Consider the following 24,321-nt stretch of genomic DNA (forward strand, 5'->3'; position numbering starts at 1 on the left):
TACTTAGAGGCGAGGCTCCGCCAGCACAGGGGGCGCAGCCGCGGCCGCGCGGCGACGCAGGACCTCGCGGGCGACCAGGCCGATGACCACGATCCCGGCCAGGGTGATGGCGCCGATGGTGACCAGATGCGCCTCGCCCAGAGCTTCCAGCTCCGCCAGGCCCCTGGCGGCGAAGTAGCCCGGCGCGAGGATCGCCAGCACCCAGACGACGGCCGACACCGCGTTGGCCAGTTGGAAAGTTCGGCGACGCATCTGCAGCAGGCCGGCGACCAGCGGCACGAAAGCGCGCAGCGGACCGAAGAAGCGGCCGAAGAAGATCGAGGCGGCGCCGTATCGGCGATTGAACAGGCGCGTGCGCGCGACCTTGCGGCGGTGACCGCGGAAGGCTGGATGGCGCAGGGCGCGGGGGCCCAGGCGACGTCCCAACTCGAACGACACCGCATCGCCGACGATGGCGCCGGCGACGCACCACAGCACCACTTCCATCGGATCGAGGACGCCGGCCGCGATCAGACCGCCGGCCATCACCATCAAGGCGGTGGCGGGAATGAAGGCGCCGATCAGCACCAGCGATTCCAGAAGCGTCACAATGCCCAGCACCATGCCCGCCCAGGCCGAATGGCGGGCGATGAAATCGGCAAGGCTTTGGATGAACGCTTCCATGGGAGGAGCCCGATATGGGGCCGTTCCGCGCCGTCCGCGAGTGGGCGCAAGGCCGCGGCAGGCAAGTTTTTCGGCTTGTGGCGCAGATGCCGCAGACCCGTGGGCCAGAACCATATGTTCTTGCTTTGTTCTTAGCGACGGGATAGGCTTGGTGAATGCATGAACCCACCGAAACGCCGGCGCCCGGCCCCCGCGCCGCGATCCCCTTTTGTGAGGAGATGGCGACGAGCATCTGCGCACGCGTCGAGGGCGGCGAAAGCCTGCGCGCGATCTGCAAGCCGCGCGACATGCCGGGCGCGGCGACCGTCCACCGCTGGGCCGCGGTGCGGCCGGAGTTCGGAAAGGCGTTGCGCCGCGCCCAGGCCGCATCGCAGGCCGCCCGCCGCGACGCCTATCGCGCCGGAACCGCCGATCGGGCCTGGAAGCGCGCTCGCCCCTGGGCCCGGCCCGACGCCTATCAAACCGAAATCGGCGAGGAAATCTGTCGGCGGCTGGCCAGCGGCCTGAGCCTGCTGGAAGTCTGCGGCCAGGACGACATGCCGGCCACCGGGACCGTCTATGAGTGGCTGCGCGCCCACGACGACTTCACGCGCATGTATCGGGAGGCCAGGCGGATGCAGGCCGAGATGCTGGCCGATCTGGCCTGGGCCATCGCCCGCGATGCACAGGACCACGACATCAAGGTCGCGCGGTTGCAGTTCGACGTGCTGCGCTGGCGCGCCTCGCGGCTAGCGCCGAAGGTTCATCGTGAGGATGACGACAAGCGCGAGCAGGTCATGGAGGTCTATCTGCAGGACTTCACGAGCGGCGCTATTCTGTCTGGCCCCCGGCGGGTTGGGCCCGGAGCGTAAAAGTCTCGAGGCCGCGTCGCTATTAGGGGAACTCCAAGCGGGTTTCTTGCTTTCTGAGGTAGCGAAACGGCGGTCAGGCACTATCTGTGCTGTCGTTACGGTAGAGCCAGCGAGCGACGCACATGTGTCGATGTCATCTTAAACAGGACCGAATGTCGGCCTGACCTCGCCCAGCGGCGGTCATGCGATGGCCGTCCGCACGCTCGATCGTGAGACCCCAGAAGGGGCGTCACGAACCCCGAAAGTAAGTTGAGTAAAAAGGAGCTCACATGGCTCTGCAGATTCTTGTGTCGCCCGCCGGTCAAGGTTGGGCTGTTCGTTCCGAAGCCTTCGACAACGATCTTCTCTTTGAAGCCGGCGGCCGCGCCGAAGCCGCCGCCCGCGCCCTCGCCGACCGCTATGCGCGCGCCGGAAGCGCCGCCGAGGTGAGCATCTTCCTGCGCAATGGCGACCTGGCCGGCCGCTTCCTTCACAGCGCCGCCGCCTGATCCACGCCGAGGCGAGCGCGCATGAAAAAGGGCCGCCCCCGCAAGGAGGCGGCCCTTTCCATTTGGGCTAGACCCGGGGCCTAGAACTTGCGGACGTAGCCGACCGACCAGACGTCGGCCGTGCCGGCGTCGTCCTCGAAGTCGTGACGGGTGTAGTCGGCCCGCACGCCGTTCTTGTCGTCGAGGAAGTACTGGCCGCCGACGCCGTAGTTCCAGCTGTTGCCGTCAGCCTCGGCGCTGACGCCCGGGATCGAGACCTTGCCCTCGCTCTTGCCGTAACCCAGGCGTGCGTAGAGATCGGCGTTCGGGGCCACCGGCAGGAAACCGACGCCATAGATGGCCGCAGAGTTCTTCAGCTCGGCCTTGCCGTTCACGCCGCCGATGTTGACGTCGTCCTTCTTCACCCCGAAGCCGAGTTCGCCTTCGACGCCGAGATAGGGATTGAAACGCGCGCCCAGGCGGCCTTGGATCGCGCCGACGTCGGCGCCTTCCAGGTCGTGGTGGCTGTAACCCAGCGAGCCGTAGCCGGTGACCGGCTGGGCGGTGGCGGCGGCCGGGACCACGACGGCAGCGGCGGCGATGGCGGCGACGAGAGACATCTTGTTGTTCATTTTTTCTACTCCGTACTAAAGCGTGGCGATCTCCAGCCACACGGCTAGGTCGCGCCTAAACGGGGCGAGAAAGGGTCGCTCAGCGGACCATCCCGAGACGAATTATGTCTGTTGCCTTGCGGCCACATCACGCGCTGACGCCGTAAACGAACGTGCTATCACTGTCGCTCAAAGCTCCCCCGGGAAGGATTCCGGACGAGAGGAGCGGTTGTCGGAGACAGCGTTTTGCATCAAGCCGTGATCGCGGCCACGGGCCTCTACACCCCGCCGCACAGCCTCTCGAACGCCGAGTTGGTCGAGACTTTCAACGCCTATGTCGAGCGGTTCAACGCCGCCAACGCCGAGGCCATCGCCGCCGGCGAGGTCGCCGCCCTCACCCAGTCCTCGGCCGAGTTCATCGAGAAGGCTTCGGGCATCAAGTCCCGCTTCGTGATGAACAAGACCGGTCTGGTCGATCCGGACGTCATGCACCCCATGCTGCCGGAACGGCCGAACGACCAGATCTCCATCCTGGCCGAGATCGCGGTCGAGGCCGCCAAGCAGGCGATCGAGCGCTGGGGCAAGGATCCCTCGCAGATCGACGCGGTGATCTGCGCGGCCTCGAACATGCAGCGCGCCTATCCGGCCATGGCCATCGAGGTGCAGCAGGCGCTGGGCATCGAGGGCTTCGCCTTCGACATGAACGTGGCCTGTTCGTCGGCGACGTTCGGGATCAAGACCGCCGCGGACTTCGTCGGCTCCGGCTCGGCGCGAGCCGTGCTGATGGTCAATCCTGAGATCTGCTCGGGCCACCTGAACTTCCGCGACCGCGACAGCCACTTCATCTTCGGCGACGTCGCGACCGCGGTGATCGTCGAACGGGCCGAGGACGCGGTCGGCGGCTGGGAGATCCTGGGCACGCGCCTGAAGACCCAGTTCTCCAACAACATCCGCAACAACTTCGGCTTCCTGAACCGCGCCGCGCCCGAAGGCGTGGGAGCCAGCGACAAGCTCTTCGTGCAGGAAGGCCGCAAGGTCTTCCGCGAGGTGGTGCCGATGGTCTCGGAAATGATCGTCGCCCATGCCGGCGACCTGGGCATCGATCCGACCGGCCTGAAGCGCATGTGGCTGCACCAGGCCAACATCAACATGAACGAGCTGATCGGGAAGCGCGTGCTCGGCCGCGAGCCGGGTCCGGAGGAAAACGTGATCATCCTGGACGAGTACGCCAACACCTCCTCGGCCGGATCGATCATCGCCTTCCACAAGGCCAGCGACGACTTCCAGAGCGGCGAGACGGGCCTGATCTGCTCGTTCGGCGCGGGCTATTCGGCGGGCACGGTCTTCGTCCGCAAGCGCTAGCGCGGCGCCATGACGCGTCGGTCCCCGGGGAGCTGAAGGCTAAGCTCCGGCCCTAGTTCCTCGGGGATTCAGACATGGCCTATGACGACGTTCCGGGCGGCGATCCGCGCGGCCGTTGGTGTCCGAAATGCAAGCTGCCGATCCGCAGCGGCGAGCCGACCACCAACATGCACTTTCATGAAGATCCCGACGGCGTCCGCGGCCTGAGCGGGCCGTGGCATGGCGAGTGCGCCCGTCCCTACTGGGACACCATCACGCCGGCCCTGGAGAAGATGCGCCGCGCCTTCGGCGGCTAAAGATGCTCGATCGGGCAGCCCAGGTCCTCGCAGATCAGATCAGCGAGGATCTTGCGGTGGCAGCCGCGATGATCGGCCTCGAAGCATAGCAGCGCCACCTTGCGCTCGGCGGCCAGCTCCTTGGCTGCGGCCAGTTGGAGCTGCGCGGCCGGCTCGGCCAGATGCTCCTCGAAGATGGCGGTCATCTCCGCGATCCTGCCCTTGCGCGCCGCCTCCCGGCCCGGCTTGGGCGTTCCCAGCTGACGAAGATGGACGTAGTCGATGCCCGCCTGCGCGAGGCTGGCGGCGAGCAGGGTCTTGGAGAAGCCGGCGCGGCGCGAGGCTGCGATCGCGCGGACATCGACCAGCAGCTCCACCCCGGCCGCCTTGAGGCGCGCAATCACCGCGTCCTGGGTGCTCGCCTCATAGCCGATGGTGGCGAGCGGCTTCACCTCGCCTTAGGCCGAGCGGCCCCAGCGGCCGCGTCCTGGGCGGCGCCGCGGGCGAGATCCTCGGCGGCGTCATTGGTGCTGGCCCTGGCCCGCTTCGGCCGGGCGCCCACGGCGTGGCCGGCGAGCCCAAGGGTCTGGAGCGCGTCCTCGCCCTCTTCGCCGAAGACAGAGCGGACCCGCACCTCGCGTTGGGCCAGGGGGATCTCGAAGCCGCCGCTGCGAAGCGCATCCTCGATCGCCCAGGTATAGGCGGCGTGGGTGGCGTTGGGGCGCTTGACCGCCTCCAGCGCGGGCCAGACCACCAGCTCGAACGACAGCCCGCTTTCGCCAAAGCCGATGAGCCAGACCTGGGTCTTGCGGACCGAGGTGTCCTTCATCGTGAACGGAACCGCGTGGGCCGCGCGCAGCACCGCCTCGCGCACCGCCTCCTTGTCGACGCCGTAGGCGACGCGGAAGGGAATATGCATGCGGCGGGCGCCGTTCTGGTGCGTCCAGTTGGTGACCGGGGCCTCGATCAGCCGGGAATTGGGGATGAGGACGTCGAGGTCGTCGTTGTTGCGGATCCGCGTCGCGCGGGGGCCGATCTCGGCGACGACGCCCCGCTCGCCGGTCTGGAGCTCGATGTAGTCGCCGATATGGACCAGCTTGTCGAACAGCAGGACCAGGCCGGAGATGAACTCCTTGACGATGCCCTGCATGCCGAAGCCCAGGCCCACGCCCAGCGCCCCGGCGAACAGGGTGAAGGACGACAGATCGAGGCCGAGGGTCGAGAAGGCGGCGATGATCCCGAAGATCACCAGGCCGTAGGTGCTGAGCTTCTCGAAGATGTAGATCGAAGGGGCCGCGCCGGTATCGACCCGGCCCCTGATCCTGCGGATGGCGCCGGCGGCGAGGCGGCCGGCGATCACCGAGGCGAAGACGATGAATATCGCCGCCGCCAATCCTCCCACGGTGATCGAGGTCTTGCCCAGCCGGACAAGCTCAAAGGCCATGAAGGCCTGCAGGTCGGCGGCGAGCTCCGAATTCATGTCAGATCTTGTCCGGGTAGACGGGCGCGATGTCCACGGGGATGTCCTTGAGCGTGGCGATCACGGTCTCGGCCTGGGGATCAAGCTTGGCGTACTTGTCGAAGAAGGCGTTCATGCCGGCATAGTCGCCGTCGCCCTGCAGCTTGATCAGTTCGGCGAGCAGGCTGGTGAGGCCGGCCTGCATGGCGTCGTCATCGACCCGGAAGCGCTTGGCGGCGGGATCCCAGACCAGCGCGCCCTTGGACTTCAGATAGCCGTACTGCAGCGCCGCGCCGCGGCCGTGGGCCTCGCCGGCGCCGAAGCGGACCGCGCGGAAAATCCCGGCGGCATAGCTCGCAAACAGCTGGGAACGCTCGGCTTTCGGCAGTTCGCCCTTATCCATCATGAAGAGGATGTTGTAGGCGCCCATGACGTCGGCCTTGGCCTCTTCAGCCGTGCCGGCGATCTCCTTCAGCTCGGCCGAGACGGTGGTCGCGCGACCGTCGACGGTGATCGAGCCCGGGCCGAGGCTGTGCGAGAGTTCGTGGAACAGCGTCTCCAGCGTCATGTACTTCTTGCTGACCAGGGCGGCTTGGTCGGGGACGAGCACGCGCTCGCCCATGGGCTTCAGAATTCGATCGTACTTCGCGCCCAGCACGTTGGAGAGGACGACCTTCTTGGCGCCCTTGGCTTCGCGCACCCGCTCGTCGTTCGGCAGGTTGAATGCGATGGTCTGGGGACCGACCGTGTTGTCGCCGCCGCCGCGCACCTGTTCGGCCACCGCGATGGGCGACTCGCCGCCGCGCGCGAAGTTCTTGTAGCGGTTGTCGACCGGCAGGTTCTCCTCCATGGCCCGCAGATACCCTTTGTACTTGTCCAGGGCGCTGCTCTCGGCAGGATCCTTAAGAGTTACAAAGGCTTCGAAGGCGGTCTTCTGACCATAGAGCTCGTCGGTATAGGTCTCGTAGGGGCCGATCGCGACCTCGATCGGCGTGCCCGACAGGTCCATCCAGGCCATCTCGGACTCGAAATAGTCGTTGGTCCGGAAGGACTTGGCGCGGAGCGTCAGGAACTTCTTGAGGCTGGGGTTCGAGGTGACGGAGGCGGCCTTTTCGAGCAGCGCCGCGGCGCGCTCCAACTCGGCCTTGTACTCGACGTTGTAGGGCACGGTGACCAGCTTGCCGCCGTCGCGCTTGACCACCGTGTAGCCGTCCATGAGCGCGGCCTTCTGCGCCGGATGGGCGGCGATGTAGGCGTCCAGTTCAGCCTTGGTCAGCCCGTCGGGATAGAAGCCGTGGCCCGGCCCCTGCCCTGCGGCCTGGCGCTTGTAGATGGCGGTCATTTCGTCGGCGGCCTGGATCAGCAGGTTGACGACCTGGCGCTCCTCGGCGCTCAGAAACCCGGTCTCGACCTGCATCTCGATCCGGGCGAGGCCGTCGTTGGAGACGGGCGCCGCGGCCATCGCGGCCGTGGGCAGGCAAAGGGCCGCGATCAGCGGCGCAACGAACCTACGCATGTGAATGATTTAGCTCCGAGAAGCCGCCTTCACGGCGGCGTTTGCCGGAACCTAGCGAGGGGGCTCCCCGTCGTCGAGGATGGTGAGGCGCCGCACGGTCAGTTCGTCGATCTCCAGGCGCTTGATCCGCGCCCGGCCCACCGACACGCGGCCGACGGCCAGCTTGCCGATCGCCAGCGCGCCAACGGCGAAAGCGCCGAAGGCGATGGCGCCGAGCGCCAGGCTGCCCATCGCGCCCAGGCCGACCGCCCCGGCCGGCGTGGCCCGCGGCGCGACGAACACCGACTGAGCGCGCGGGCGGCGCGACGCAGCCTCAACGAGGGCGGCGGGCTCCCGGCGGGTCCGCAGTTCCAACGCCATGTCTCTCTCCCTTGGCCTTTGGGCGAGCCTAGTCCTTCCTGGGCCCGGAGCGCTAGCCGCGCGTCAGGGTCGTCATCACCAGTTCCCGGCGGAAGTCGAAGCCCAGCGCCTGATAAAGCGCGATGGCGCCAGTGTTGTGCGCGTAGGAATGCAGGAACGGGATCTCGCCGCGGGCCCGGATGCGGGCGGCGACCTCGAGCATCAGCCCCGCCGCATAGCCGCGGCCGCGATGCGCAGGATCGGTGCAGACGCCGCTGACCTCGGTATAGCCCTGCGGCTGCATCCGCTCGCCGGCCATGGCGACCAGCCGCCCATCGCGCTTGACGCCCACGAACCGGCCAAGCTGATGCGTGCGGGCGAAGAAGGGGCCAGGCGCGGTGTCTGTGGCCAGGGCCAACATCTGAGGCGCGTCGGCCTCGGTCAGGACCTCGATCTCGAAGGCCGGTTCGCCGACAGGGTTGGGCGCCTCGGCGACCATTTGCCAGCAGACCGCACGGCTGCGCACGGTCAGACCGGCGATCGGCGGCGGCTCCTCAGGCTCGACCAGGGCGACGTCGCCATGCAGCGCGACCAGCGCGGCGAGGTCGCCCAGGCTGGCGGCCGACATATCCGGCGTGGCCGCAAACAGCCCGTACTCGGAGGCGAAGCGCAGGGCCGCGCCGTGGCTGCTGCGGAACGCGGCCTGGCGGCCGGTCAGGGTCGACCAGACGGGTCGATCGAGAGGATGCGACATGGCCTCGTCCATACAGCGCAGGGGCGAGATTGGCAGCCCGGACGCTCGATGGCCGCGCAAAGATAACGGTGTTATCTTGCGAGCATGGCCCTCGCAAAGGAGCAGCCGATCATGGCCGACCCAATCGTCGTGAAGATGACCGACGGGGTGCGCCCGTTGAACATCGTCGGTGAGCAGATCACCGTCTTGGCCGCCGGCGGCCAGACCGGCAGCTACGAGGTGTTTCACCAGATCGGACCCGAGGGCAGCGGGCCGCCGCCGCACAGCCATCCCTGGGACGAGGCCTTCTATGTGATCGCCGGCGAGATCGCGTTCGGCATCGAAGAGCGCGAGCTGGTGGCCCATGCGGGGACCTTCGTCCATTTGCCCGCGGGCACCACCCACTGGTTCCGCTTCGGCAGCGGCGGCGGCGAAATGGTCTCGCTGACCTCACGCGAGGGGGCCTCGCACATGTTCACCGACTTCGACCGTGAGATCTCGCCCACTGCGCCCGACCTCGGCAGGCTGATCGAACTGGGCCGGCCCTATGGACTCTCGGTCTCGGTTCCGGCCGCCAGCGGCGCATAGCGAGGGCAGGACATGCAGCATGGCATGATCGGAATCGCGGCCGCTTTGGGGATCGCCTTGGCGGCACCGCAAGGTGCGATTGGGGCCGAACGGCTGGACTGCCCCGAACCGGCCAAGCTGGGGCCAGCGGCGACCGGCAAACTGGCGAGCGACCTCGTGCCAAACCCGCGAGCGCTAGGCGATGTCGGGGTCCTGACCCGCACCGTGCCGCTGTTCCGCGAGCATGGCTTCTCCGACGCCGATACGGTGAACTACCTCACCGCCCTATTCTGTCCGGTCGTGCGCGACGACGGGAGCCTGAGCGCCACGGCCAAGACCGATAAGGTCTCCAGCTTCAGTTCGGCGGTGTCGGATATCGTCTACCGGCAGCCTCGCTAGCGGCCGCGGCGCCTGCCCCTCGCGGCGATTTCGTGGTTTTCTCCGCGTCGGACAAACGATCCCAACGAAAACCAGGAAACGCCACTCGATGATGAAGCTCTATTCGGGCGATCTCAGCCCCTATTCCGCCCGCGTGCGGATGCAGATCTACGCCAAGGGCATCACCGACATCGCTCTTGAGCGGCCCGCCGACTTCGGCATGCCCTCGTTCCGCAAGCGCCTGCCGATCGGCCGCATCCCGGTGCTGGACATCGACGGCGACCTGATGCCGGAATCCGAGGTGATCGCCGAGTACATCGAGCAGATCTATCCCGAGCCCTCGCTGCTGGGCGCGACCCCGCGCGAGACCGCCCACATCCGCACGATCGCCCGGATCGGCGACGTCTACCTGATGAACAACATGTTCATGCTCTCGCCCCAGAGCCGCGCCGCAAACCGCGACCAGGGCGTCGTCGACCTGCTGGGCGGCCAGGTGGTGCGCAACATCAAGGCGCTGGACAAGATGATCGGGACCGACGGCTACGCCTGCGCCGGCCGGATCACCCTGGCCGACTGCGCGCTCGTCCCGGCCCTGTTCATGGTGGAGAACGTCCTGCCGGGGACCGGTGTGGAGAACCCGATCCCCAAGGCCGAAAATGTCGCCGCCTGGTGGGCCGCCATCCAGCAGAACGAGCACGCCGCCAAGACCCTGGCCGAACTTCACCGTGGTCTGGAAGAGCGCCGTGAACTGATCCGCTCCGGCGCCTTCGAGAAGATGATGGCCGCCGCCAAGGCCGCCATGGAGACCGCCGAGCAATAGGCCCGGCGCAGCAGGACCGCCGGCCGCATTCGATGCGTGGCCGGCGGTGCATGCAGGTGGTACACGCCCCCCGCAATCAATTCAGGGCCGGCGATGATTCAACCAGGTGCGATCTTCAAGGACAATCTTCAGCAACTGCCGCCGGTTGACGGCGTGCAGCGCATCGAGCTCAGCGACGCGAAGGGCGATCTCGTCGGCTGCATCGAAAATCAGCCGGGCAAGCAAGGCTCATTGGCCGTCTACCAGTACCTGAAGCAGATCTTCGACATCCTGGACGAGAACGCCGCGAACCATGGGCTGGCCGTGTTCGCGGAGCATACGACTGACGCCAAGAACCGCCCTGGCGCGCATCCGAATATCGACCGGCTGCTCGAAATCGCCGGCGGCGGCGGTGCGCTGCGTATCGAAGTCATCGCCGCCGGCAACTGAACGGCGGCCATGGGACCCAACTAAGCCGTGGAACCTAACGTCACGGTGCAGGTTTGGGTCTCATGTCCATGCTGATCCTGATCCTCGTCGTCGTCGTACTTCTGGCCCTGGCGCTGTTCGCGGTGCAGAAGATGCCGATCCCCTCCCCGCTGAACTGGATCATTCAGGTGGTCCTGATCGTCCTGGCGATCATCTTCATCGGGCAGCGCGCCGGGGTGTTCTAAACACCCGCGGCGGCGGCCGGCCCGGCTAGACCCGATAGGGGATGATCACCGGCAGGGTCTCGAAGCCGTGCACGAAGGCCGACCAGTTCAAGGTCGGCTCGCCGACGACCTTGATCTCCGGGAAGCGCTTGAGAATCTCTTCCCAGATGATGGTCAGCTGCATCTCGGCGACGCGGTTGCCGACGCAGCGGTGGACGCCGAAGCCGAACGACATGTGCTGGCGCGGCCGCTCGCGGTCGATGATGTACTCGTTCGGGCGATCGACGATCTCTTCGTCACGGTTGCCGGAGATGTACCACATGGCGACCCGGTCGCCCTTCTTGATGGTCTTGCCGCCCATCTCGACGTCGCGCGTGGCGACACGGGCCATGTGGGCCAGCGGCGTCTGCCAGCGGATCGTCTCCGACACCATCGACAGCACCAGGTCCGGATTGGCGCGCAGCTTGGCGTACTGATCGGGGTTCTTGTTCAGCGAGTAGACGCTGCTGGAGATGGTGTTGCGGGTGGTGTCGTTGCCGCCGACGATCAGCAGGATGACATTGCCCTGATAGGTGGCCAGCTCCATGTCGCGGGTGGCCGGATTGTGCGCCAGCATGGAGATCAGGTCGCCCGCCGGCTCGGCGTTGACGCGCTGGTCCCAGAGCTCCTGGAACGCGCCGAAGCATTCCATCATCGCCTGGCCCTTGTGTTCCCAGCTCTTCACCGGCCCGTGCCCAGGCTGGTTGGTGACCATGTCGGACCAGTAGGTCAGCTTGCGGCGGTCCTCGAACGGGAAGTCGAAGAGGGTGGCCAAGGTCATGGCCGTCAGTTCCTTGGACACCAGGTCGACCCAGTCGAACTCCTGGCCGATCGGCAGGGAGTCGAGGATCTGGCCGGCGCGTTCGCGCACCAGCGGCGCCATGTTGTGCAGGTTGGAGGGGGCGACCGTCGGGCTCACCGCCTTGCGCGCCGGACCGTGCTGGGGCTCATCCATGGTGATGAAGCCGGCGCCGCCGCGGCGACGAACGCCCATGACCTTTTCCTGTTCGGCCATGGCCACCTGATTGATCAGGGTGATGCCTTCGGCCGACGAGAACGCCTCATGGTCGGTGTCGACCGCCATGATGTCGTTCCACTTGGTGATCGACCAATAGGGGCCGTACTCGCTGTCGGGCGTGAAGTGGATGGGATCTTCGCGGCGCAGGCGCTCGAACACCGGCCAGATGGTGTCGTCATAGAAGCGCGACACCTTGGCGGGGTTGAGCTGCTCCAGCGGCATGGCGGCGATTTCGGCGACCGCGTCGGCAGCCTGGATTTTCGCGGAGACGTTCATGGCTTCCTTCCCAATTCGGCGCCCGCCACTTTTTCCGTCGCCGCACAGCGCTGCTGCTCGGCCCGTATCGTCGGACTTGGCGGAAGGTTGACCGCACTCCGAAGCTATGTCAACGGCGATTGACTTAGCGTGGCCTAGGCGGCGCGCGGCCTGAGCCAGAGAGGCCTGACCGTTCTGCACGCTTTGGTGTACACAGGTGGCGATGACAGAAACCTTCGTTCGTCCAGGTCCGCGCCGGCGTGACGCCGAGGCTACCCGCGCGGCCATCCTGGAGGCGGCGAAGAAGCAATTCGCGCTCGTCGGCTACGACTGCACCCTGCGCGACATCGCCGGCGAGGCCGGGGCCGATGTGGCGCTGGTCAAGCGCTACTTCGGCGGCAAGGAAGCCCTGTTCGTCGAGGCCCTGAAGGCCTCGTTCCGGACGAACGACCTCGCCGATTGGGACCGGACGACCTTTGCGGTCGACATCGCCACGATGCTGGCCGGCACGCCCCATGACGACGAGGCCAGGACACACCGGTTCCAGTTCCTGCTGCGGGCGGCGACGTCGCAGGCCACCGCGCCGTTCCTGAACGTGCTGGTGCAGGAGCGCCTGCTCGCCCCGATGCGCAACTGGCTGGGCGGCACGGACGCCGACGCCCGGGCCCGCGTGCTGGCCGGGGTCTATATCGGCTTCCTGGTCGAGCGTCTGATCCGCGGCGAGGCCCTGGAGGGGCGTGAGCGCGAGGTGTTCATCGAGCGGGTGAGCGCCGTCTTCTCGACGCTGATCGCCGATCCCGACGACGGAAAGTCCTGACTCAGCGCCAGGCGAACACCGGCTGGTCCAGGTCGGCGACGCGGGTGACACGGCCGGCGACCACTTCGCGCAGCTGGTAGATCAACGCCGCGGTCGGGGCGTGGATGTGGTGCTCCCCAAGGTTCAGGCGGATCAGCGGCCGCTCGCTCTCGGGAATGCGCTCGAACTCCACCGCCTCGGGACCGGCGATGTGGTCGAGACGGAAGCGGTGCACGGACGCCACCTCGTCGGGATTGGGCGCGATCGCCTGCACATCGTCGAGCCAGGCCACGACCGGCGCGATCGCGTATCCGGACCGGCTGGCGTAGTCGTCGAGGACCCCAAGGATGTTGGCCGGCGCGAGTTGCAGGCCAAGTTCCTCATGCAGTTCGCGCAAGGCCGCCTCCTGCAGGGTTTCCCCCGCATCGCAGCGGCCGCCGGGCAACGCCCACTGCCCGGCGTGGGCGCGCAGCGTCGCCGAGCGCCGGGTCAGCAGGAACGCCGTCTCGCCCGAGCCGTCGCCGGCGTCGACCAGGGTGATGGCCACCGCCGCGTGCTTGAGCTGCGGCCCATCATAGGCCAGGCGCGGGAACGCCTGGCAGCGGGCCGCCAGTTCGGCGCGGAAGGCGGGCGAGAACGGGTAGCTCACGCCTACTTCGCTGACTGCAGCTTGTCCTGCGTCTTGGTGTCGAAGTCGCTGGCCTCGTGCCGCTCATGCAGCTGGGTCGAGGGTTCGCCCCAGGTGCGGTTGACCATCCGCCCGCGCTGAACAGCGGGACGTTCGGCGATCAGGTCGGCCCAGCGCTGGACGTTGACGTACTCGTGCACCGCGAGGAACTCGCCCGCCTCGTAGAGCACGCCCTTGGCGAGGCCGCCGTACCAGGGCCAGATCGCGATGTCGGCGATCGTGTACTCATCGCCGGCGATGTACTTGCTCTCGCCCAGCCGCCGCTCAAGCACGTCCAGCTGGCGCTTGGTCTCCATGGCGAAGCGGTCGATGGCGTATTCGATCTTGGTCGGCGCGTAGGCGTAGAAGTGGCCAAAGCCGCCGCCCAGATAGGGCGCGCTGCCCATCTGCCAGAACAGCCAGGAGAAGGCCTCCGCCCGCTTGCCCGGATCGGTCGGCAGCAGGGCGCCGAACTTCTCGGCCAGGTGGACCAGGATCGCGGCGGATTCGAACACCCGGATCGGGGTCGGGCCGCTGCGATCCAGCAGCGCCGGGATCTTGGAATTGGGGTTGATGTCGACGAAGCCGCTGCCGAACTGGTCGCCCGTACCGATATTGATCAGCCAGGCGTCGTACTCCGCGCCGCTGTGGCCGAGGGCCAGCAGTTCCTCGAGCATGACCGTCGCCTTGATGCCGTTGGGCGTGGCCAGCGAATAGAGCTGAAGCGGGTGACGTCCGACCGGCAATTCCTTGTCGTGGGTCGCCCCGGCGATCGGTCGGTTGATATTGGCGAAGCGCCCGCCGTTCTCCTTGTTCCAGGTCCAGACCTTCGGCGGGACATATTCGGTCATACGTGGGGCTCCAGGCGTCGGGGGCGGACGGCGTGTCCGCTGGTTTCAGCATGTAGGGCCCATGGTGGGCCATCGCCAGCATCGCGCCAAGACTGGCCGGGCGCGACCCGCCGCGGTCAGGGCGCGACAGGCGTGCGGGTGAGCGCCTCGCCGACGCTGGCCAGCGAGGCCGCCCGCGCCCGGACGATGGCGTCGGCGAGCCTTTCGATATCGGCGCCGGGAATGGTCTCGCCAGCCACGACGAAGGTCGGCGTGCCGGTGACCCGGATATCCTGCGCGAGGGCGCGGGTGTCGTCGATCTGCTCGCCGATGGCCGGGTTCCGGGCCGCCGCTTCCACTTCACGCGGGTTGAGGCCCAGGCGCCCGACGATGCGGTCGACGCGCACGACGCTCAGGTCCTTCTGGCCCATGAGGGCGCGGTGCAGTTCCAGCCCCTTGGACTTGCCTTGCGGCGTCAGGGAGACGCGCGCCGCATAGTCCGACGCGCTGCCGAACACCGGATACTGCTTGAAGACGAAACGCACGTCGCGGTTCTGGGCGATCAGAGCATCGACGTGCGGCGCCACCGCACGGCTGTAGGGGCACCGATAGTCGAAGAACTGAACCACGGTCACGCGCCCGTCGGGATTGGCCACGAAGTCCCGATCGTCCCGCTCCAGCGCCGGCTGCGCCTGGCGCAGCGCCGCGGTCGCCTCCTTGGCGCGCTTGTCGCGGAGCTTGGTCGCCGCGTCGCGGATCACCTCGGGATTGGCGACCAGATAGGCGTGCAGGCGGCGATCGAAGTCGTCCTCCTGCTTTGCATCGCAGGCCGCCAGGGCCAGGAGGCAGGCGAGCATCGCCCAAGGCTTCAAGCTCATGCCCCCAAGACCTTGCAGACGTCGGCGCCGCGGCGGCCTGCGCATTGATTTCGCGTTAAGGTAACCAAGATCGTAACCATTACCTTTAAGTTCAAATACATAGCGATACTGCAATCTAAGCCCAGCAACCTGATGGGCGATACAGTTGAACCTTCGCTTTCCACATCACGTCCTGGCCCTCGTACTCGGCGCCGCGCTTTGCGCGCCGAGCGCGGCGAGCGCTGGACCGATGGAAGACGCGATCCTAGCTGAGATCAACTTCGCCCGCGCCTATCCTCAGGAATACGCCAGGCGCCTCGAACAAGAGCCCGTCACCCGTTGGGAACGCGCGCTGATCGAAGCTGGCGAGCCCGAGGACCACGCTGCGTACATCGAAGCTGTCCAGTATCTCAAGAAGCAACGGCCGCTCGCGCCGCTGCGGCCGGACGACAGCCTGGCCTCCGCGGCCCTGGAGCACGTCTCGCTGCAGGGACCGGCTGGCCACATCGGACATGCGAGCGCGAACGGCGAGCGGTTCTATGACCGCGTGCGCCGGCATGGCGCGGCGGCGGCGTTGTCGGCCGAGAACATCGCCTATGGCCCACCCTCGCCCGAGGACGTGGTGCGCGCCCTGATCATCGACAGCGGCGTGCCGGACCGCGGCCACCGCACCAATATCTTCCACGCCGCCTTCAAGGTGGTCGGCGTGAGCTGCGGGCCGCATCGCGACTACAGCACGATGTGCGTCATGGACTTCAGCGCCGCGCCCTCCCCGCGCATCATCACCGCGCAACTGGACCGTATTCTCGCTGCAGACGAGTAGACTTGCAGCAGCCGAATCAGTTGCTCGCCCGATTGGGGCGATATCCTTTCCAACGACGCTCCGCCGCGGCCGCTGACGCGTAGCAAACCCGTCACGGCAAAGGGTTTGCGTGGTTTACAATTGATTACGCATATTCCGCGATGTTCCCGCGTACTATATGGTGGAAATTGCAGCGCTCGCCTTTAACTGGTGCGCGCATGGCACGCCGGTTGCTCCGCGAAAGCTTCGTTGTTTCGCAGTGGGACAGGCTACTCTTTAGGGGGGGACGACATGGCGATCGCCAAATACGTCGTGATGGGCGCACTTCTGAGCTCCGCGGTTGCGGCGCCGGCAGCGGCCGAAGACTGCTTCATCAAGGTCTCGCGACCCACTGCGGCCAAGCCGGCCCCGCCGAAGGCCGCCGCGCCCGCACGCGCCGTGAAGCCCGCCAAGGCCAAGCCCGCAAGCCAGCAGGCCCGCAAGCCGGCGACGTCCAAGCCGCGCAAGGCGGTGGCCGCAGCCAAGCCCGCCGCGCCGATGAAGAAGCTTCCGGAGTCGTCCTACGCGATGCGCACGGCGTTCGCGCCGGCGGCTCCCTCGACCGAATGTGACACCAAGCCGTCGATCCAGGCGGCCCTGCCCCCCGAAGCGCGGCCCCCGGCCCAGCACCTGCTGGACGAGATCGCCGGTCCGCCGGTCGAACTGGCCGAGGCCTCGCGCCCCGCCGGCCTGGCCGCGCTGCCGATCAGCAACGGCCCCGGCGGCGGCGGCTTCCCGATGGGCTTCGGCCCGCGCGGCGGCGGCGGCGGCGGTGGGCTTCCCCCCATCGGCGGCAATCCTTCCACGCCCCCCGGCGGCGGCGACCCGTCGAATCCGCCTGGCGGCGGCGATCCCTCGAACCCGCCCGGCGGCGGCAATCCTCCTGGCGGCGGCAATCCCCCCGGGGGCGGCAACCCGCCCGGCGGTGGAAACCCGCCCGGTGGCGGCGATCCGCCTGGTGGCGGCAACCCGCCTGGCGGCGGCGACCCGCCGATCACCAGCCCTGTCCCGGAACCGGGCGTGTGGATGACGATGATCATCGGCTTCTTCGGCCTGGGCACCATGGTGCGCCGTTCGCGCGCCCTGCAGCGCGGCCGCACCGAGACGGTCTGACATCCCAGCTCTGGCGGCCCCGGCCGCCAGACGACCTGAGCGACAAACAAAAAAGGCCGCGCGAACCGCGCGGCCTTTTCTTATGCGTGATCGCGGCCCGCCTGTCGGCGGGCCGGAGCCCTGCTAGCGGTCCTTCTCCATACCGCCGACGGCGGCCTGGGCCGCGGCCAGACGGGCGATCGGCACCCGGAAAGGCGAACAGCTGACATAGTCGAGGCCGACGCTCTCGCAGAACTCGATCGAGGCCGGATCGCCGCCGTGTTCGCCGCAGATGCCGAGCTTGACGTTCGGGCGGGCCGCGCGGCCGCGCTCGGCGGCGAGGCGGATCAGGTCGCCGACGCCTTCCTGATCGAGGCTGACGAAGGGGTCCTTTTCGAAGATGCCCTTTTCCAGATAGGCGCCCAGGAACCGGCCGGAGTCGTCACGGCTGATGCCGAAGGTGGTCTGGGTCAGGTCGTTGGTGCCGAACGAGAAGAACTCGGCGTTCTCCGCCAGGTCGCCGGCGCGGATGGCCGCGCGCGGCAGTTCGATCATCGTGCCGACCTGGTACTCGATCTCGCGGCCGCGTTCCTTGAGCACCGCCTGGGCCGTCTTGTCGGTGAGCTGGCGCAGGTAGCGCATCTCTTCGCCCTTGGCGACCAGCGGGTGCATGATCTCCGGGATCGGCGCAGCCTTGCCGCTCTCGGCGATCTCGCAGGCCGCTTCGAAGATGGCGCGGACCTGCATCTCGTAGATCTCGGGATAGGACACGGCCAGACGGCAGCCGCGGTGACCAAGCATGGGGTTGGTCTCGTGCAGCTCCTTGGCGCGGCGCATCAGCTTGGTCGCGTCAATGCCGGTGGCGTCGGCCACAGCCTGGAGATCGGCCTCGGTGTGCGGCAGGAACTCGTGCAGCGGCGGGTCGAGCAGGCGGATGGTGACCGGCAGCCCTTCCATGATCGTGAACAGCTCGACGAAGTCGTTGCGCTGCATCGGCAGGATCTTGGCCAGGGCGTTGCGGCGTCCGGCCTCGTCGTCGGCCAGGATCATCTCGCGTACGGCGGCGATGCGGTCCTCGTCGAAGAACATGTGCTCGGTGCGGCAGAGGCCGATGCCCTCGGCGCCGAACTGACGAGCGGTGCGCGCATCGAGCGGGGTCTCGGCGTTGGCCCGGACCTTCAGGCGGCGGACCTTGTCGGCCCACACCATCAGGGTGGCGAAGTCGCCGGTCAGCTCAGGCTCGATCATCTGCACGGCGCCGGCGAGGATCTCGCCGCGCGAACCGTCGATGGTGAGGATGTCGCCGGCCTTGAAGACGCGGCTGCGGACGCGCAGTTCGCTGGCCTTGCCGTCGATCTGCAGCTCGCCGGCGCCGGAGACGCAAGGACGACCCATGCCGCGGGCCACGACGGCCGCGTGGCTGGTCATGCCGCCGCGGGCGGTGACGATGCCGCGGGCGGCGTGCATGCCATGAATGTCTTCCGGGCTGGTCTCGTCACGGACCAGGATGACCGCCTCGCCCGCCGAGCCGAGACGCTCGGCCTCGTCGGAGTTGAAGACGATCTTGCCGGTCGCCGCGCCGGGCGAGGCCGGCAGGCCGGTGGTGATCACGTCGCGCGGGCTGGCCGGATCGATGGTCGGGTGCAGCAGCTGGTCGAGGCTGGCGGGCTCGACCCGCATGATCGCCTCTTCCTGGGTGATCAGACCTTCGCTGGCCAGATCGACCGCAATCTTCAGCGCGGCCTTGGCGGTGCGCTTTCCGTTGCGGGTCTGCAGCATGTAGAGCCGGCCCTGCTCGACCGTGAACTCGATGTCCTGCATGTCGCGATAGTGCTTCTCGAGCTTCTCGACGACGGCCTTGAACTGCAGGAAGACCTCCGGCAGCGCCTCCTCCATGGAGAGGGCCTTCTCGCCCATCTCCTCGCGGGCGATCTTGGTCAGGGCCTGGGGCGTGCGGATGCCGGCGACGACGTCCTCGCCCTGGGCGTTGATCAGGAACTCGCCGTAGAGGCGGGCTTCGCCGGTCGACGGATTGCGCGTGAAGGCCACGCCCGTGGCCGACGAGTCGCCCATGTTGCCGAAGACCATCGACTGCACGTTGACGGCGGTGCCCCAGCTTTCCGGGATGTCGTGCATGCGGCGATAGAACTTGGCGCGGTCGTTCATCCAGCTGGCGAACACGGCGCCGACGGCGCCCCAGAGCTGGGCGTGCGGATCCTGCGGGAACGGCTGGCCCAGCTCCTGCTGAACGGCGGCCTTGTAGTCGGCGACGACCTTTTCCCAGTCCTCGGCGGTCAGGCCGGTGTCGACGGTGACGTCGAGGCGTTCCTTATGCTCGTCGAGGATCTCCTCGAACATGTGGTGGTCGAGATCGAGCACCACGGCCGAGTACATCTGGATGAAGCGGCGATAGCTGTCGAAGGCGAAGCGGCGGTCGCCCGACAGCTTGGCCAGACCCTCGACCGTCTCGTCGTTGAGGCCGAGGTTGAGGACGGTGTCCATCATGCCCGGCATCGAGGCGCGGGCGCCCGAGCGGACCGAGACCAGCAGCGGGTTGGCGGTGTCGCCGAAGGTCTTGCCGGTGATCTTCTCAACGGTCGCCAGGCCGGTGACGACTTGGTCCTTCAGCTCGGCCGGGTACTGCTTTTCGTTCGAATAGTAGTGGACGCAGGCCTCGGTCGTGATGGTGAAGCCGGGCGGCACCGGGAGACCCAGGGAGGACATCTCAGCGAGATTGGCCCCTTTGCCGCCGAGGAGGTTCTTCATCGAGGCGTCGCCATCGGCGCTGCCGCCACCGAAGGAATAGACCCAGCGCGACTTGGTCAGCGTATCGGTCGACATTCCCTAAGGCCTCCTTAGCCCGTCACTTGCGAAAAGTCCGCGACCCGCTCCATGAGGTCGCGAACCTGCACGAGAAGACGCAGGCGGTTCTCACGTTCCGCTGCGTTTTCAGAATTCACTAGCACCGCCTCGAAGAAGGCGTCGACCGGCGCGCGCAGTCCCGAGAGGGCACGCATCGCGTCGGCGAAGTCTTCCTGCTGCAACGCTTGCGCCACGGCCGGCTCGGCGGCCTGGAGGGCGGCGATCAGGGCCCCCTCCTCCTTTGGCGCACCCGGCATGCCGACGGCCGGACCAGCTGGAAGCTCGCCCTTCTTTTCCTCGGCCTTGAGGATGTTGCCGGCGCGCTTGTAGCCAGCCAGCAGGTTCTGGCCGTCTGTTCCGGTCAGGAAATGATCCAGCGCCTCGACCCGCGCGACGATGCGCACGAGGTCGTCGTCGCCGAGGGCGAACACGGCGTCCACCAGGTCATGGCGCTTGCCCTGGTCGCGCAGGGCGACCTTCAGGCGATCGGCCAGGAAGCCCAGCACCTCGTCGGCGACCACGCCATAGGGGCGGAACTGGAACTGGACTTCGCCTTCCGGCGGATCGCCGGCCGGAGCCGAGCGGTCGAAACGGATGTCGAAGTCCTCGGTCGTCGAGACGACATAGGGAACGCCTTCCAGCAGCGCGTTCTCGAATTCCTCGACATAGGTCTCGAAGACTTCGGACGGCGATCGGTAGGCGGGACCGAGGTAGCCGGTCGTGCGGCGGGTCGAAACGTAGAGCGCACGGCCCGGATCGACGTAGCAGCGCAGCGACCTGTACCAGTCGGCGACAAGCTCGCGCACCGGAGCGCGGGCTTCGGACCCCAGCAGGATGCGGATGATGCCGAGCGCGGCGCGACGCAGGGCGTACGGGTCGCGCGAGCCGGTCGGCTTTTCGTCGATGGCGAAGAAGGCGACCAGCGTGTCGAGCTTTTCAGCGATGGCCACGGCCATGGTCACCGGGGTGTCGGGCGCCTCGTCCTTGGCTCCGACCGGGCGGTAGTGGTCGCGGATGGCGTCGGCGACGACCGGGCTGATCTTCTCCTCTCGGGCGTAGTAGCCGCCCATCAGGCCCTGCAGCTCGGGGAACTCGCCCACCATGCCGGTGGCGAGGTCGGCCTTCGACAGGCGGGCGGCCAAAACCGCCTTCGGCACATCGGCGCCCACGCGCGGCGCAATGGCCTTGGCCAACAGCTCAAGGCGTTCGACCCGCTCGGCCAGAGTGCCGAGCTTGGCGTGGAAGGTGACGCCGGAGAGCTTCTTGAGGCGCTCCTCCAGCGTGACCTTGCGGTCTTCGTCCCAGAAGAAGCGGGCGTCGTTGAGACGCGCGGAGAGCACCTTGGCGTTGCCGCGGGCGATCTCCTTGCCGCCGTCCGCCGCCTCGATGTTGGCGACGGTGAGGAAGTTCGGCGCGAGCTTGCGGCCGCCATTGCCGTTCGCACGGCTGGGATCGGAGACCGCGAAGTACTTCTGGTGGGTCCGCATGGAGGTGCGGATCACTTCCGGCGGCAGGTCCAGGAAGGCCGGATCCATGTCGCCGAGGACCGGGGTCGGCCATTCGGCCAGGCCCGCGACCTCGTCCAGCAGGCCGTCGTCGTCGACCAGCTCAAGATTGCGCGCGAAGCACAGGGTGCGCGCGCCGTCCATGATGCGGTCCTTGCGCTCCTCGGGATCTAGGATGACGAAGTGAGCGGCCAGCTTGTCGCGGTAGCTGTCGAAGTCCTTCACCTTGAAGGGCTTGCCCGATCCCATGAACCGATGGCCCTCGGTCACGTCGCCGGCCTCGATGCCGTCGATGTTGAAGGGCACGATCTGCCCGTCGAACAGGAAGACGATGCGCTTGAGCGGCCGCACCCAGCGCAGCGTGCCGCGGCCCCAGGTCATCGACTTGGGCCACGGGAAGTTGCGGATCACCTGGTCGAGGATCTCGGCCAGGATCTCGGCGGTCGCACGACCTTTGCGATGGATATGTGCGAACCAGACGCCGTCTTTCTCCGTGAGTTGCTCACGGGTCAGGCCGGTCGACCGGAGGAAGCCTTCGATGGCGGCGTCGGGCGCGCCGACGCGCGGGCCTTTGCGCTCCTCGTGCCGGTCGCCTTGAGCCTCGGGCAGGCCTTCGGCCACCAGGGTCAGGCGGCGCGGGCCCGAGAAGGTCTTGAGACCTTCCGGCAGCAGGCCCTGCTCGGCCAAGCGCTCGCGGAACATGCGGTCGAAGTCTCGCGCGGCCTGCACCTGCATGCGCGCGGGAATCTCTTCGGAGAACAGTTCGATCAGCAATTGCGGCATGGTCAGGCCTTCACCACCGGTTCGGCGTCGGTCTTCGCGGCGTTGCCGCCTTCGTTCTCGACCCAGGCCTCGGCGCACATCTTGGTCAGGTCGCGGATGCGGCCGATGTAGCTCTGGCGCTCGGCCACGGCGATGGCGCCGCGGGCGTCCATCAGATTGAACAGGTGGCTGGCCTTGAGGACGTGGTCGTAGGCGGGCAGCACCGTGCGCTGGCCCTGCGGACCGCGGCCTTCGAGGATGCGCGGCACCTGGCGCTCCATGTCCTCGAACTGACGCTTCAGGGTGTCGACGTCATAGAGGTGGAAGTTGGCTTCCGACTGCTGGCGCTCGTTCTCGAGGAACACGTCGCCATAGGTCATCGGCAGCGGGCCGTCGGGATCGTTGAACGCCAGATCGGTGAAATGGTCCACGTTCTGGAGATACATGGCCAGGCGCTCGAGCCCGTAGGTCAGCTCGCCGGCGACCGGCCAGACGTCCAGGCCGCCGACCTGCTGGAAGTAGGTGAACTGGGTGACTTCCATGCCGTCGCACCAGACTTCCCAGCCCAGGCCCCAGGCGCCGACAGTCGGGTTTTCCCAGTCGTCTTCCACGAACCGGATGTCATGCAGGCGGGTGTCGAGGCCGATCGCCTCCAGGCTGCCCAGGTAGAGCTCCTGCAGGTTGTCGGGGTTCGGCTTCAGGATGACCTGATACTGATAGTAGTGCTGCAGCCGGTTCGGGTTCTCGCCATAGCGGCCGTCGGCCGGGCGGCGCGAAGGCTGCACGTAGGCCGCACGCCAGGGCTTGGGACCCAATGCGCGAAGCACCGTGGCCGGATGAAGCGTGCCCGCCCCCACTTCGACGTCGTGAGGCTGCAGAATCACGCAGCCCTGACGGCTCCAATAGTCATGCAATTTCAGGATAAGGCCCTGAAACGAAAGCGGCTTGTTGGCTGACATTTAGCTGGTTTTCGCAGGCGCAAAAAAAGTCGGCGGACCATAGGGCCCGCCGACCTTCGCTTCAAGGCGGAAAGCCTTGTTCTAGTTGCCGCGCGGCGTGGTCGCCCGACCGGCCCGTGACAACGGCTTGAACTTAGCCCTGTTCTCGGGCGTGTCGGCCACCGGTCCATTGGTGACGGCGTTGCTGGCGACCGTCGCCGAAGCCGGCACGCCTTCTGCGGACGCATCGGCGCTGGCCGGCGGCATGGCGGCCGTGTCGCTGGCCGGCGGCGGCATCGCCGCGGCGTCGCTCGACGGATTCACGGTCGTATCGGACGCATCAGCGCCGGGCGGGGTCATCGGCGTCCCGCTCTGATCATTCATCTGAGTGGCGGCCGCGTCAGCAGGCTTGGCCTTCTTCGCGCCTTCGCCAGCATACGCAGCGCCGGCCATGAGGGCGGTCGCCGCCGCAGCAGTCAGTAGGGTTCTCATCATCATCGTCATCGCCTCCGAGTGATGCCGCCCGGCCCCCACTACCGAGCAGCGTGCCCATTCTAGCGCTCGGCGCAGGGCTTTTGTTCCCGGCCCAAACCTCAGGCGCCGGGAGTCAGAACAGCGGCTGGAGCGTTAATCCGCCTGGTTTTTGGGCGCCGCACCCCCGTTCTGCACAGCAATCGGGCCGTGCGCGCCTTTTCATTGACCAGAAGTTACCGGGCGCCGTTCGCCGGGCCGCGCGTCGATAGCGTCGCCCTAGCCGTCGGAGGGGGGATGCCAGCCGCATCTTCCGGCGGATGCGGTTCAAATCGAGGCGCGCCCCCTGGCTTGGGGCGGGCAGGAGCAGGCGATGAAACTGATCATAGCGATCGTCAAACCCTTCAAGCTGGACGACGTGCGCGAAGCGCTCGTAGCCGCCGGCATCGAAGGGCTGACGGTTTCCGAAGTGAAGGGCTACGGCCGGCAGAAGGGCCAGACGGAGATCTACCGGGGCGCCGAGTACCAGGTGAACTTCGTGCCCAAGGTGAAACTGGAAGCCGTGGTCGACGACGCTGCGGCCGGCAAGGCCGTGGAGGCCATCAAGGGGGCCGCCGCCACCGGCAAGATCGGTGACGGCAAGATCTTCGTCCTCGACGTCGAGGACGCCGTACGCATTCGGACCGGCGAGTCCGGCACGGCGGCGCTGTGACGC

Annotated in this window: 28 protein-coding genes; 13 read left to right on the plus strand and 15 right to left on the minus strand. The window is 67.4% G+C overall.

Going from position 1 to position 24,321, the window contains the following annotated elements; genetic code table 11:
* Positions 1-3: 3 nt before the first annotated feature.
* Positions 4-663 (minus strand): DedA family protein, encoded by a 660-nt coding sequence (locus tag ASC79_RS03645; RefSeq protein ID WP_056019813.1) that lies wholly within the window; start codon positions 661-663, stop codon positions 4-6.
* 218 nt (positions 664-881) lie between these two features.
* Here ASC79_RS03645 and ASC79_RS03650 point away from each other — a divergent pair, with 218 nt between their 5' ends.
* Both ASC79_RS03650 and ASC79_RS03655 read left to right on the plus strand, forming a co-directional pair.
* Positions 882-1,514 carry a hypothetical protein gene (locus tag ASC79_RS03650; protein WP_056019816.1) on the plus strand — a complete coding sequence of 211 codons (633 nt, stop codon included), beginning with the start codon at positions 882-884 and terminating at the stop codon, positions 1,512-1,514.
* Positions 1,515-1,783: 269 nt separating this feature from the next.
* Entirely contained in the window at positions 1,784-2,002 is a 219-nt protein-coding gene (locus tag ASC79_RS03655) for a hypothetical protein (RefSeq protein WP_056019819.1), read from the plus strand.
* An 80-nt stretch (positions 2,003-2,082) separates the two neighbouring features.
* On the opposite strand, the gene ASC79_RS03660 is transcribed toward ASC79_RS03655, so the two are convergent.
* Positions 2,083-2,613: a porin family protein gene (locus ASC79_RS03660; RefSeq protein ID WP_056019822.1), complete on the minus strand. Its 531-nt coding sequence runs from the start codon at positions 2,611-2,613 to the stop codon at positions 2,083-2,085.
* A 225-nt stretch (positions 2,614-2,838) separates the two neighbouring features.
* Between ASC79_RS03660 and ASC79_RS03665 the strand changes: the two genes are divergently transcribed.
* Together ASC79_RS03665 and ASC79_RS03670 are read left to right on the plus strand one after the other, a co-directional pair.
* Positions 2,839-3,954 carry a beta-ketoacyl-ACP synthase III gene (locus ASC79_RS03665; RefSeq protein WP_056019825.1) on the plus strand — a complete coding sequence of 372 codons (1,116 nt, stop codon included), beginning with the start codon at positions 2,839-2,841 and terminating at the stop codon, positions 3,952-3,954.
* Between the two features lie 74 nt (positions 3,955-4,028).
* Complete coding sequence (locus ASC79_RS03670) at positions 4,029-4,250, plus strand: hypothetical protein (RefSeq protein WP_056019828.1); 222 nt, start codon at positions 4,029-4,031, stop codon at positions 4,248-4,250.
* Here the strand turns inward: ASC79_RS03670 and ASC79_RS03675 are convergent.
* The 5 genes from ASC79_RS03675 to ASC79_RS03695 are packed head-to-tail and all read right to left on the minus strand — an operon-like array spanning position 4,247 to position 8,297.
* The gene (locus ASC79_RS03675) at positions 4,247-4,681 is read right to left on the minus strand and encodes a DUF488 family protein (protein WP_056019831.1); all 435 of its coding nucleotides are present in this window, start codon (positions 4,679-4,681) and stop codon (positions 4,247-4,249) included. The two genes, ASC79_RS03670 and ASC79_RS03675, sit on opposite strands and share 4 nt — an antisense overlap.
* Positions 4,678-5,709 (minus strand): mechanosensitive ion channel family protein, encoded by a 1,032-nt coding sequence (locus tag ASC79_RS03680; protein ID WP_056019834.1) that lies wholly within the window; start codon positions 5,707-5,709, stop codon positions 4,678-4,680. Before ASC79_RS03680 ends, ASC79_RS03675 begins: the two co-directional genes overlap by 4 nt.
* A gap of 1 nt (position 5,710) precedes the next feature.
* Entirely contained in the window at positions 5,711-7,204 is a 1,494-nt protein-coding gene (locus ASC79_RS03685) for a DNA mismatch repair protein MutT (RefSeq protein WP_056019837.1), read from the minus strand.
* Between the two features lie 51 nt (positions 7,205-7,255).
* Positions 7,256-7,564 carry a hypothetical protein gene (locus ASC79_RS20990; RefSeq protein WP_156378321.1) on the minus strand — a complete coding sequence of 103 codons (309 nt, stop codon included), beginning with the start codon at positions 7,562-7,564 and terminating at the stop codon, positions 7,256-7,258.
* 52 nt (positions 7,565-7,616) lie between these two features.
* Positions 7,617-8,297: a GNAT family N-acetyltransferase gene (locus ASC79_RS03695; RefSeq protein WP_056020989.1), complete on the minus strand. Its 681-nt coding sequence runs from the start codon at positions 8,295-8,297 to the stop codon at positions 7,617-7,619.
* A 111-nt stretch (positions 8,298-8,408) separates the two neighbouring features.
* Between ASC79_RS03695 and ASC79_RS03700 the strand changes: the two genes are divergently transcribed.
* From ASC79_RS03700 to ASC79_RS21325, 5 genes are all read left to right on the plus strand, one after another.
* Positions 8,409-8,864 carry a cupin domain-containing protein gene (locus ASC79_RS03700; RefSeq protein ID WP_056020992.1) on the plus strand — a complete coding sequence of 152 codons (456 nt, stop codon included), beginning with the start codon at positions 8,409-8,411 and terminating at the stop codon, positions 8,862-8,864.
* A 24-nt stretch (positions 8,865-8,888) separates the two neighbouring features.
* Entirely contained in the window at positions 8,889-9,242 is a 354-nt protein-coding gene (locus tag ASC79_RS03705) for a hypothetical protein (RefSeq protein WP_156378322.1), read from the plus strand.
* An 88-nt stretch (positions 9,243-9,330) separates the two neighbouring features.
* Positions 9,331-10,041 (plus strand): glutathione S-transferase family protein, encoded by a 711-nt coding sequence (locus tag ASC79_RS03710; RefSeq protein ID WP_156378323.1) that lies wholly within the window; start codon positions 9,331-9,333, stop codon positions 10,039-10,041.
* A gap of 36 nt (positions 10,042-10,077) precedes the next feature.
* Positions 10,078-10,470, plus strand: a complete 393-nt coding sequence (locus ASC79_RS03715; RefSeq protein ID WP_235528865.1) for a DUF2322 family protein — start codon at positions 10,078-10,080, stop codon at positions 10,468-10,470.
* A gap of 62 nt (positions 10,471-10,532) precedes the next feature.
* The gene (locus ASC79_RS21325; protein WP_200937072.1) at positions 10,533-10,694 is read left to right on the plus strand and encodes a hypothetical protein; all 162 of its coding nucleotides are present in this window, start codon (positions 10,533-10,535) and stop codon (positions 10,692-10,694) included.
* Between the two features lie 25 nt (positions 10,695-10,719).
* Here the strand turns inward: ASC79_RS21325 and ASC79_RS03720 are convergent, their stop codons facing one another.
* On the minus strand, positions 10,720-12,006 hold the full coding sequence (locus tag ASC79_RS03720; protein ID WP_056019846.1) for a cytochrome P450: 1,287 nt from the start codon (positions 12,004-12,006) through the stop codon (positions 10,720-10,722).
* Positions 12,007-12,208: 202 nt separating this feature from the next.
* On the opposite strand from ASC79_RS03720, the gene ASC79_RS03725 reads away from it, so the two are divergent.
* Complete coding sequence (locus ASC79_RS03725; RefSeq protein ID WP_056019852.1) at positions 12,209-12,802, plus strand: TetR/AcrR family transcriptional regulator; 594 nt, start codon at positions 12,209-12,211, stop codon at positions 12,800-12,802.
* A 1-nt stretch (position 12,803) separates the two neighbouring features.
* Here ASC79_RS03725 and ASC79_RS03730 read toward each other — a convergent pair whose 3' ends face one another.
* The 3 genes from ASC79_RS03730 to ASC79_RS03740 all read right to left on the minus strand — a co-directional run bounded on the left by ASC79_RS03730 (position 12,804) and on the right by ASC79_RS03740 (position 15,156).
* Positions 12,804-13,430 (minus strand): CoA pyrophosphatase, encoded by a 627-nt coding sequence (locus ASC79_RS03730; RefSeq protein WP_056019855.1) that lies wholly within the window; start codon positions 13,428-13,430, stop codon positions 12,804-12,806.
* A 2-nt stretch (positions 13,431-13,432) separates the two neighbouring features.
* Positions 13,433-14,299 carry a glutathione-dependent disulfide-bond oxidoreductase gene (gene yghU, locus ASC79_RS03735; RefSeq protein WP_056019858.1) on the minus strand — a complete coding sequence of 289 codons (867 nt, stop codon included), beginning with the start codon at positions 14,297-14,299 and terminating at the stop codon, positions 13,433-13,435.
* 116 nt (positions 14,300-14,415) lie between these two features.
* Entirely contained in the window at positions 14,416-15,156 is a 741-nt protein-coding gene (locus ASC79_RS03740; RefSeq protein WP_162244253.1) for a DsbA family protein, read from the minus strand.
* A gap of 229 nt (positions 15,157-15,385) precedes the next feature.
* Between ASC79_RS03740 and ASC79_RS03745 the strand changes: the two genes are divergently transcribed.
* Both ASC79_RS03745 and ASC79_RS21330 read left to right on the plus strand, forming a co-directional pair.
* A complete protein-coding gene (locus tag ASC79_RS03745) occupies positions 15,386-15,958 on the plus strand; it encodes a CAP domain-containing protein (protein ID WP_056019864.1) in 573 nt (190 codons plus the stop codon).
* A 270-nt stretch (positions 15,959-16,228) separates the two neighbouring features.
* Positions 16,229-17,089, plus strand: coding sequence for a hypothetical protein (locus ASC79_RS21330; protein WP_056019867.1), 861 nt, complete (start codon positions 16,229-16,231; stop codon positions 17,087-17,089).
* Positions 17,090-17,212: 123 nt separating this feature from the next.
* On the opposite strand, the gene ppdK is transcribed toward ASC79_RS21330, so the two are convergent.
* From ppdK to ASC79_RS03770, 4 genes are all read right to left on the minus strand, one after another.
* Positions 17,213-19,909: a pyruvate, phosphate dikinase gene (ppdK, locus tag ASC79_RS03755; protein WP_056019870.1), complete on the minus strand. Its 2,697-nt coding sequence runs from the start codon at positions 19,907-19,909 to the stop codon at positions 17,213-17,215.
* A 14-nt stretch (positions 19,910-19,923) separates the two neighbouring features.
* Complete coding sequence (glyS, locus tag ASC79_RS03760; RefSeq protein ID WP_056019872.1) at positions 19,924-22,218, minus strand: glycine--tRNA ligase subunit beta; 2,295 nt, start codon at positions 22,216-22,218, stop codon at positions 19,924-19,926.
* A gap of 2 nt (positions 22,219-22,220) precedes the next feature.
* Positions 22,221-23,156, minus strand: coding sequence for a glycine--tRNA ligase subunit alpha (locus ASC79_RS03765; RefSeq protein ID WP_056019874.1), 936 nt, complete (start codon positions 23,154-23,156; stop codon positions 22,221-22,223).
* Positions 23,157-23,237: 81 nt separating this feature from the next.
* Positions 23,238-23,633: a hypothetical protein gene (locus ASC79_RS03770; RefSeq protein ID WP_156378324.1), complete on the minus strand. Its 396-nt coding sequence runs from the start codon at positions 23,631-23,633 to the stop codon at positions 23,238-23,240.
* Between the two features lie 346 nt (positions 23,634-23,979).
* Here ASC79_RS03770 and ASC79_RS03775 point away from each other — a divergent pair, with 346 nt between their 5' ends.
* Entirely contained in the window at positions 23,980-24,318 is a 339-nt protein-coding gene (locus tag ASC79_RS03775; protein WP_056019881.1) for a P-II family nitrogen regulator, read from the plus strand.
* The last annotated feature ends 3 nt before the right edge of the window (positions 24,319-24,321 follow it).

The organism is Phenylobacterium sp. Root1290 (assembly GCF_001425305.1).
Taxonomy (GTDB): domain Bacteria; phylum Pseudomonadota; class Alphaproteobacteria; order Caulobacterales; family Caulobacteraceae; genus Phenylobacterium.

What these genes read in the sequence shown, in the direction of transcription:
- ASC79_RS03645 (WP_056019813.1), bottom strand. Translation starts at nt 663, where the DNA reads ATGGAAGCGTTCATCCAAAGCCTTGCCGATTTCATCGCCCGCCATTCG.
- ASC79_RS03650 (WP_056019816.1), top strand. Translation starts at nt 882, where the DNA reads ATGGCGACGAGCATCTGCGCACGCGTCGAGGGCGGCGAAAGCCTGCGC.
- ASC79_RS03655 (WP_056019819.1), top strand. Translation starts at nt 1,784, where the DNA reads ATGGCTCTGCAGATTCTTGTGTCGCCCGCCGGTCAAGGTTGGGCTGTT.
- ASC79_RS03660 (WP_056019822.1), bottom strand. Translation starts at nt 2,613, where the DNA reads ATGAACAACAAGATGTCTCTCGTCGCCGCCATCGCCGCCGCTGCCGTC.
- ASC79_RS03670 (WP_056019828.1), top strand. Translation starts at nt 4,029, where the DNA reads ATGGCCTATGACGACGTTCCGGGCGGCGATCCGCGCGGCCGTTGGTGT.
- ASC79_RS03680 (WP_056019834.1), bottom strand. Translation starts at nt 5,709, where the DNA reads ATGAATTCGGAGCTCGCCGCCGACCTGCAGGCCTTCATGGCCTTTGAG.
- ASC79_RS03685 (WP_056019837.1), bottom strand. Translation starts at nt 7,204, where the DNA reads ATGCGTAGGTTCGTTGCGCCGCTGATCGCGGCCCTTTGCCTGCCCACG.
- ASC79_RS20990 (WP_156378321.1), bottom strand. Translation starts at nt 7,564, where the DNA reads ATGGCGTTGGAACTGCGGACCCGCCGGGAGCCCGCCGCCCTCGTTGAG.
- ASC79_RS03695 (WP_056020989.1), bottom strand. Translation starts at nt 8,297, where the DNA reads ATGTCGCATCCTCTCGATCGACCCGTCTGGTCGACCCTGACCGGCCGC.
- ASC79_RS03700 (WP_056020992.1), top strand. Translation starts at nt 8,409, where the DNA reads ATGGCCGACCCAATCGTCGTGAAGATGACCGACGGGGTGCGCCCGTTG.
- ASC79_RS03705 (WP_156378322.1), top strand. Translation starts at nt 8,889, where the DNA reads ATGATCGGAATCGCGGCCGCTTTGGGGATCGCCTTGGCGGCACCGCAA.
- ASC79_RS03710 (WP_156378323.1), top strand. Translation starts at nt 9,331, where the DNA reads ATGATGAAGCTCTATTCGGGCGATCTCAGCCCCTATTCCGCCCGCGTG.
- ASC79_RS21325 (WP_200937072.1), top strand. Translation starts at nt 10,533, where the DNA reads ATGTCCATGCTGATCCTGATCCTCGTCGTCGTCGTACTTCTGGCCCTG.
- ASC79_RS03720 (WP_056019846.1), bottom strand. Translation starts at nt 12,006, where the DNA reads ATGAACGTCTCCGCGAAAATCCAGGCTGCCGACGCGGTCGCCGAAATC.
- ASC79_RS03725 (WP_056019852.1), top strand. Translation starts at nt 12,209, where the DNA reads ATGACAGAAACCTTCGTTCGTCCAGGTCCGCGCCGGCGTGACGCCGAG.
- yghU (WP_056019858.1), bottom strand. Translation starts at nt 14,299, where the DNA reads ATGACCGAATATGTCCCGCCGAAGGTCTGGACCTGGAACAAGGAGAAC.
- ASC79_RS03740 (WP_162244253.1), bottom strand. Translation starts at nt 15,156, where the DNA reads ATGAGCTTGAAGCCTTGGGCGATGCTCGCCTGCCTCCTGGCCCTGGCG.
- ASC79_RS03745 (WP_056019864.1), top strand. Translation starts at nt 15,386, where the DNA reads ATGGAAGACGCGATCCTAGCTGAGATCAACTTCGCCCGCGCCTATCCT.
- ASC79_RS21330 (WP_056019867.1), top strand. Translation starts at nt 16,229, where the DNA reads ATGGCGATCGCCAAATACGTCGTGATGGGCGCACTTCTGAGCTCCGCG.
- ppdK (WP_056019870.1), bottom strand. Translation starts at nt 19,909, where the DNA reads ATGTCGACCGATACGCTGACCAAGTCGCGCTGGGTCTATTCCTTCGGT.
- glyS (WP_056019872.1), bottom strand. Translation starts at nt 22,218, where the DNA reads ATGCCGCAATTGCTGATCGAACTGTTCTCCGAAGAGATTCCCGCGCGC.
- ASC79_RS03765 (WP_056019874.1), bottom strand. Translation starts at nt 23,156, where the DNA reads ATGTCAGCCAACAAGCCGCTTTCGTTTCAGGGCCTTATCCTGAAATTG.
- ASC79_RS03770 (WP_156378324.1), bottom strand. Translation starts at nt 23,633, where the DNA reads ATGATGATGAGAACCCTACTGACTGCTGCGGCGGCGACCGCCCTCATG.
- ASC79_RS03775 (WP_056019881.1), top strand. Translation starts at nt 23,980, where the DNA reads ATGAAACTGATCATAGCGATCGTCAAACCCTTCAAGCTGGACGACGTG.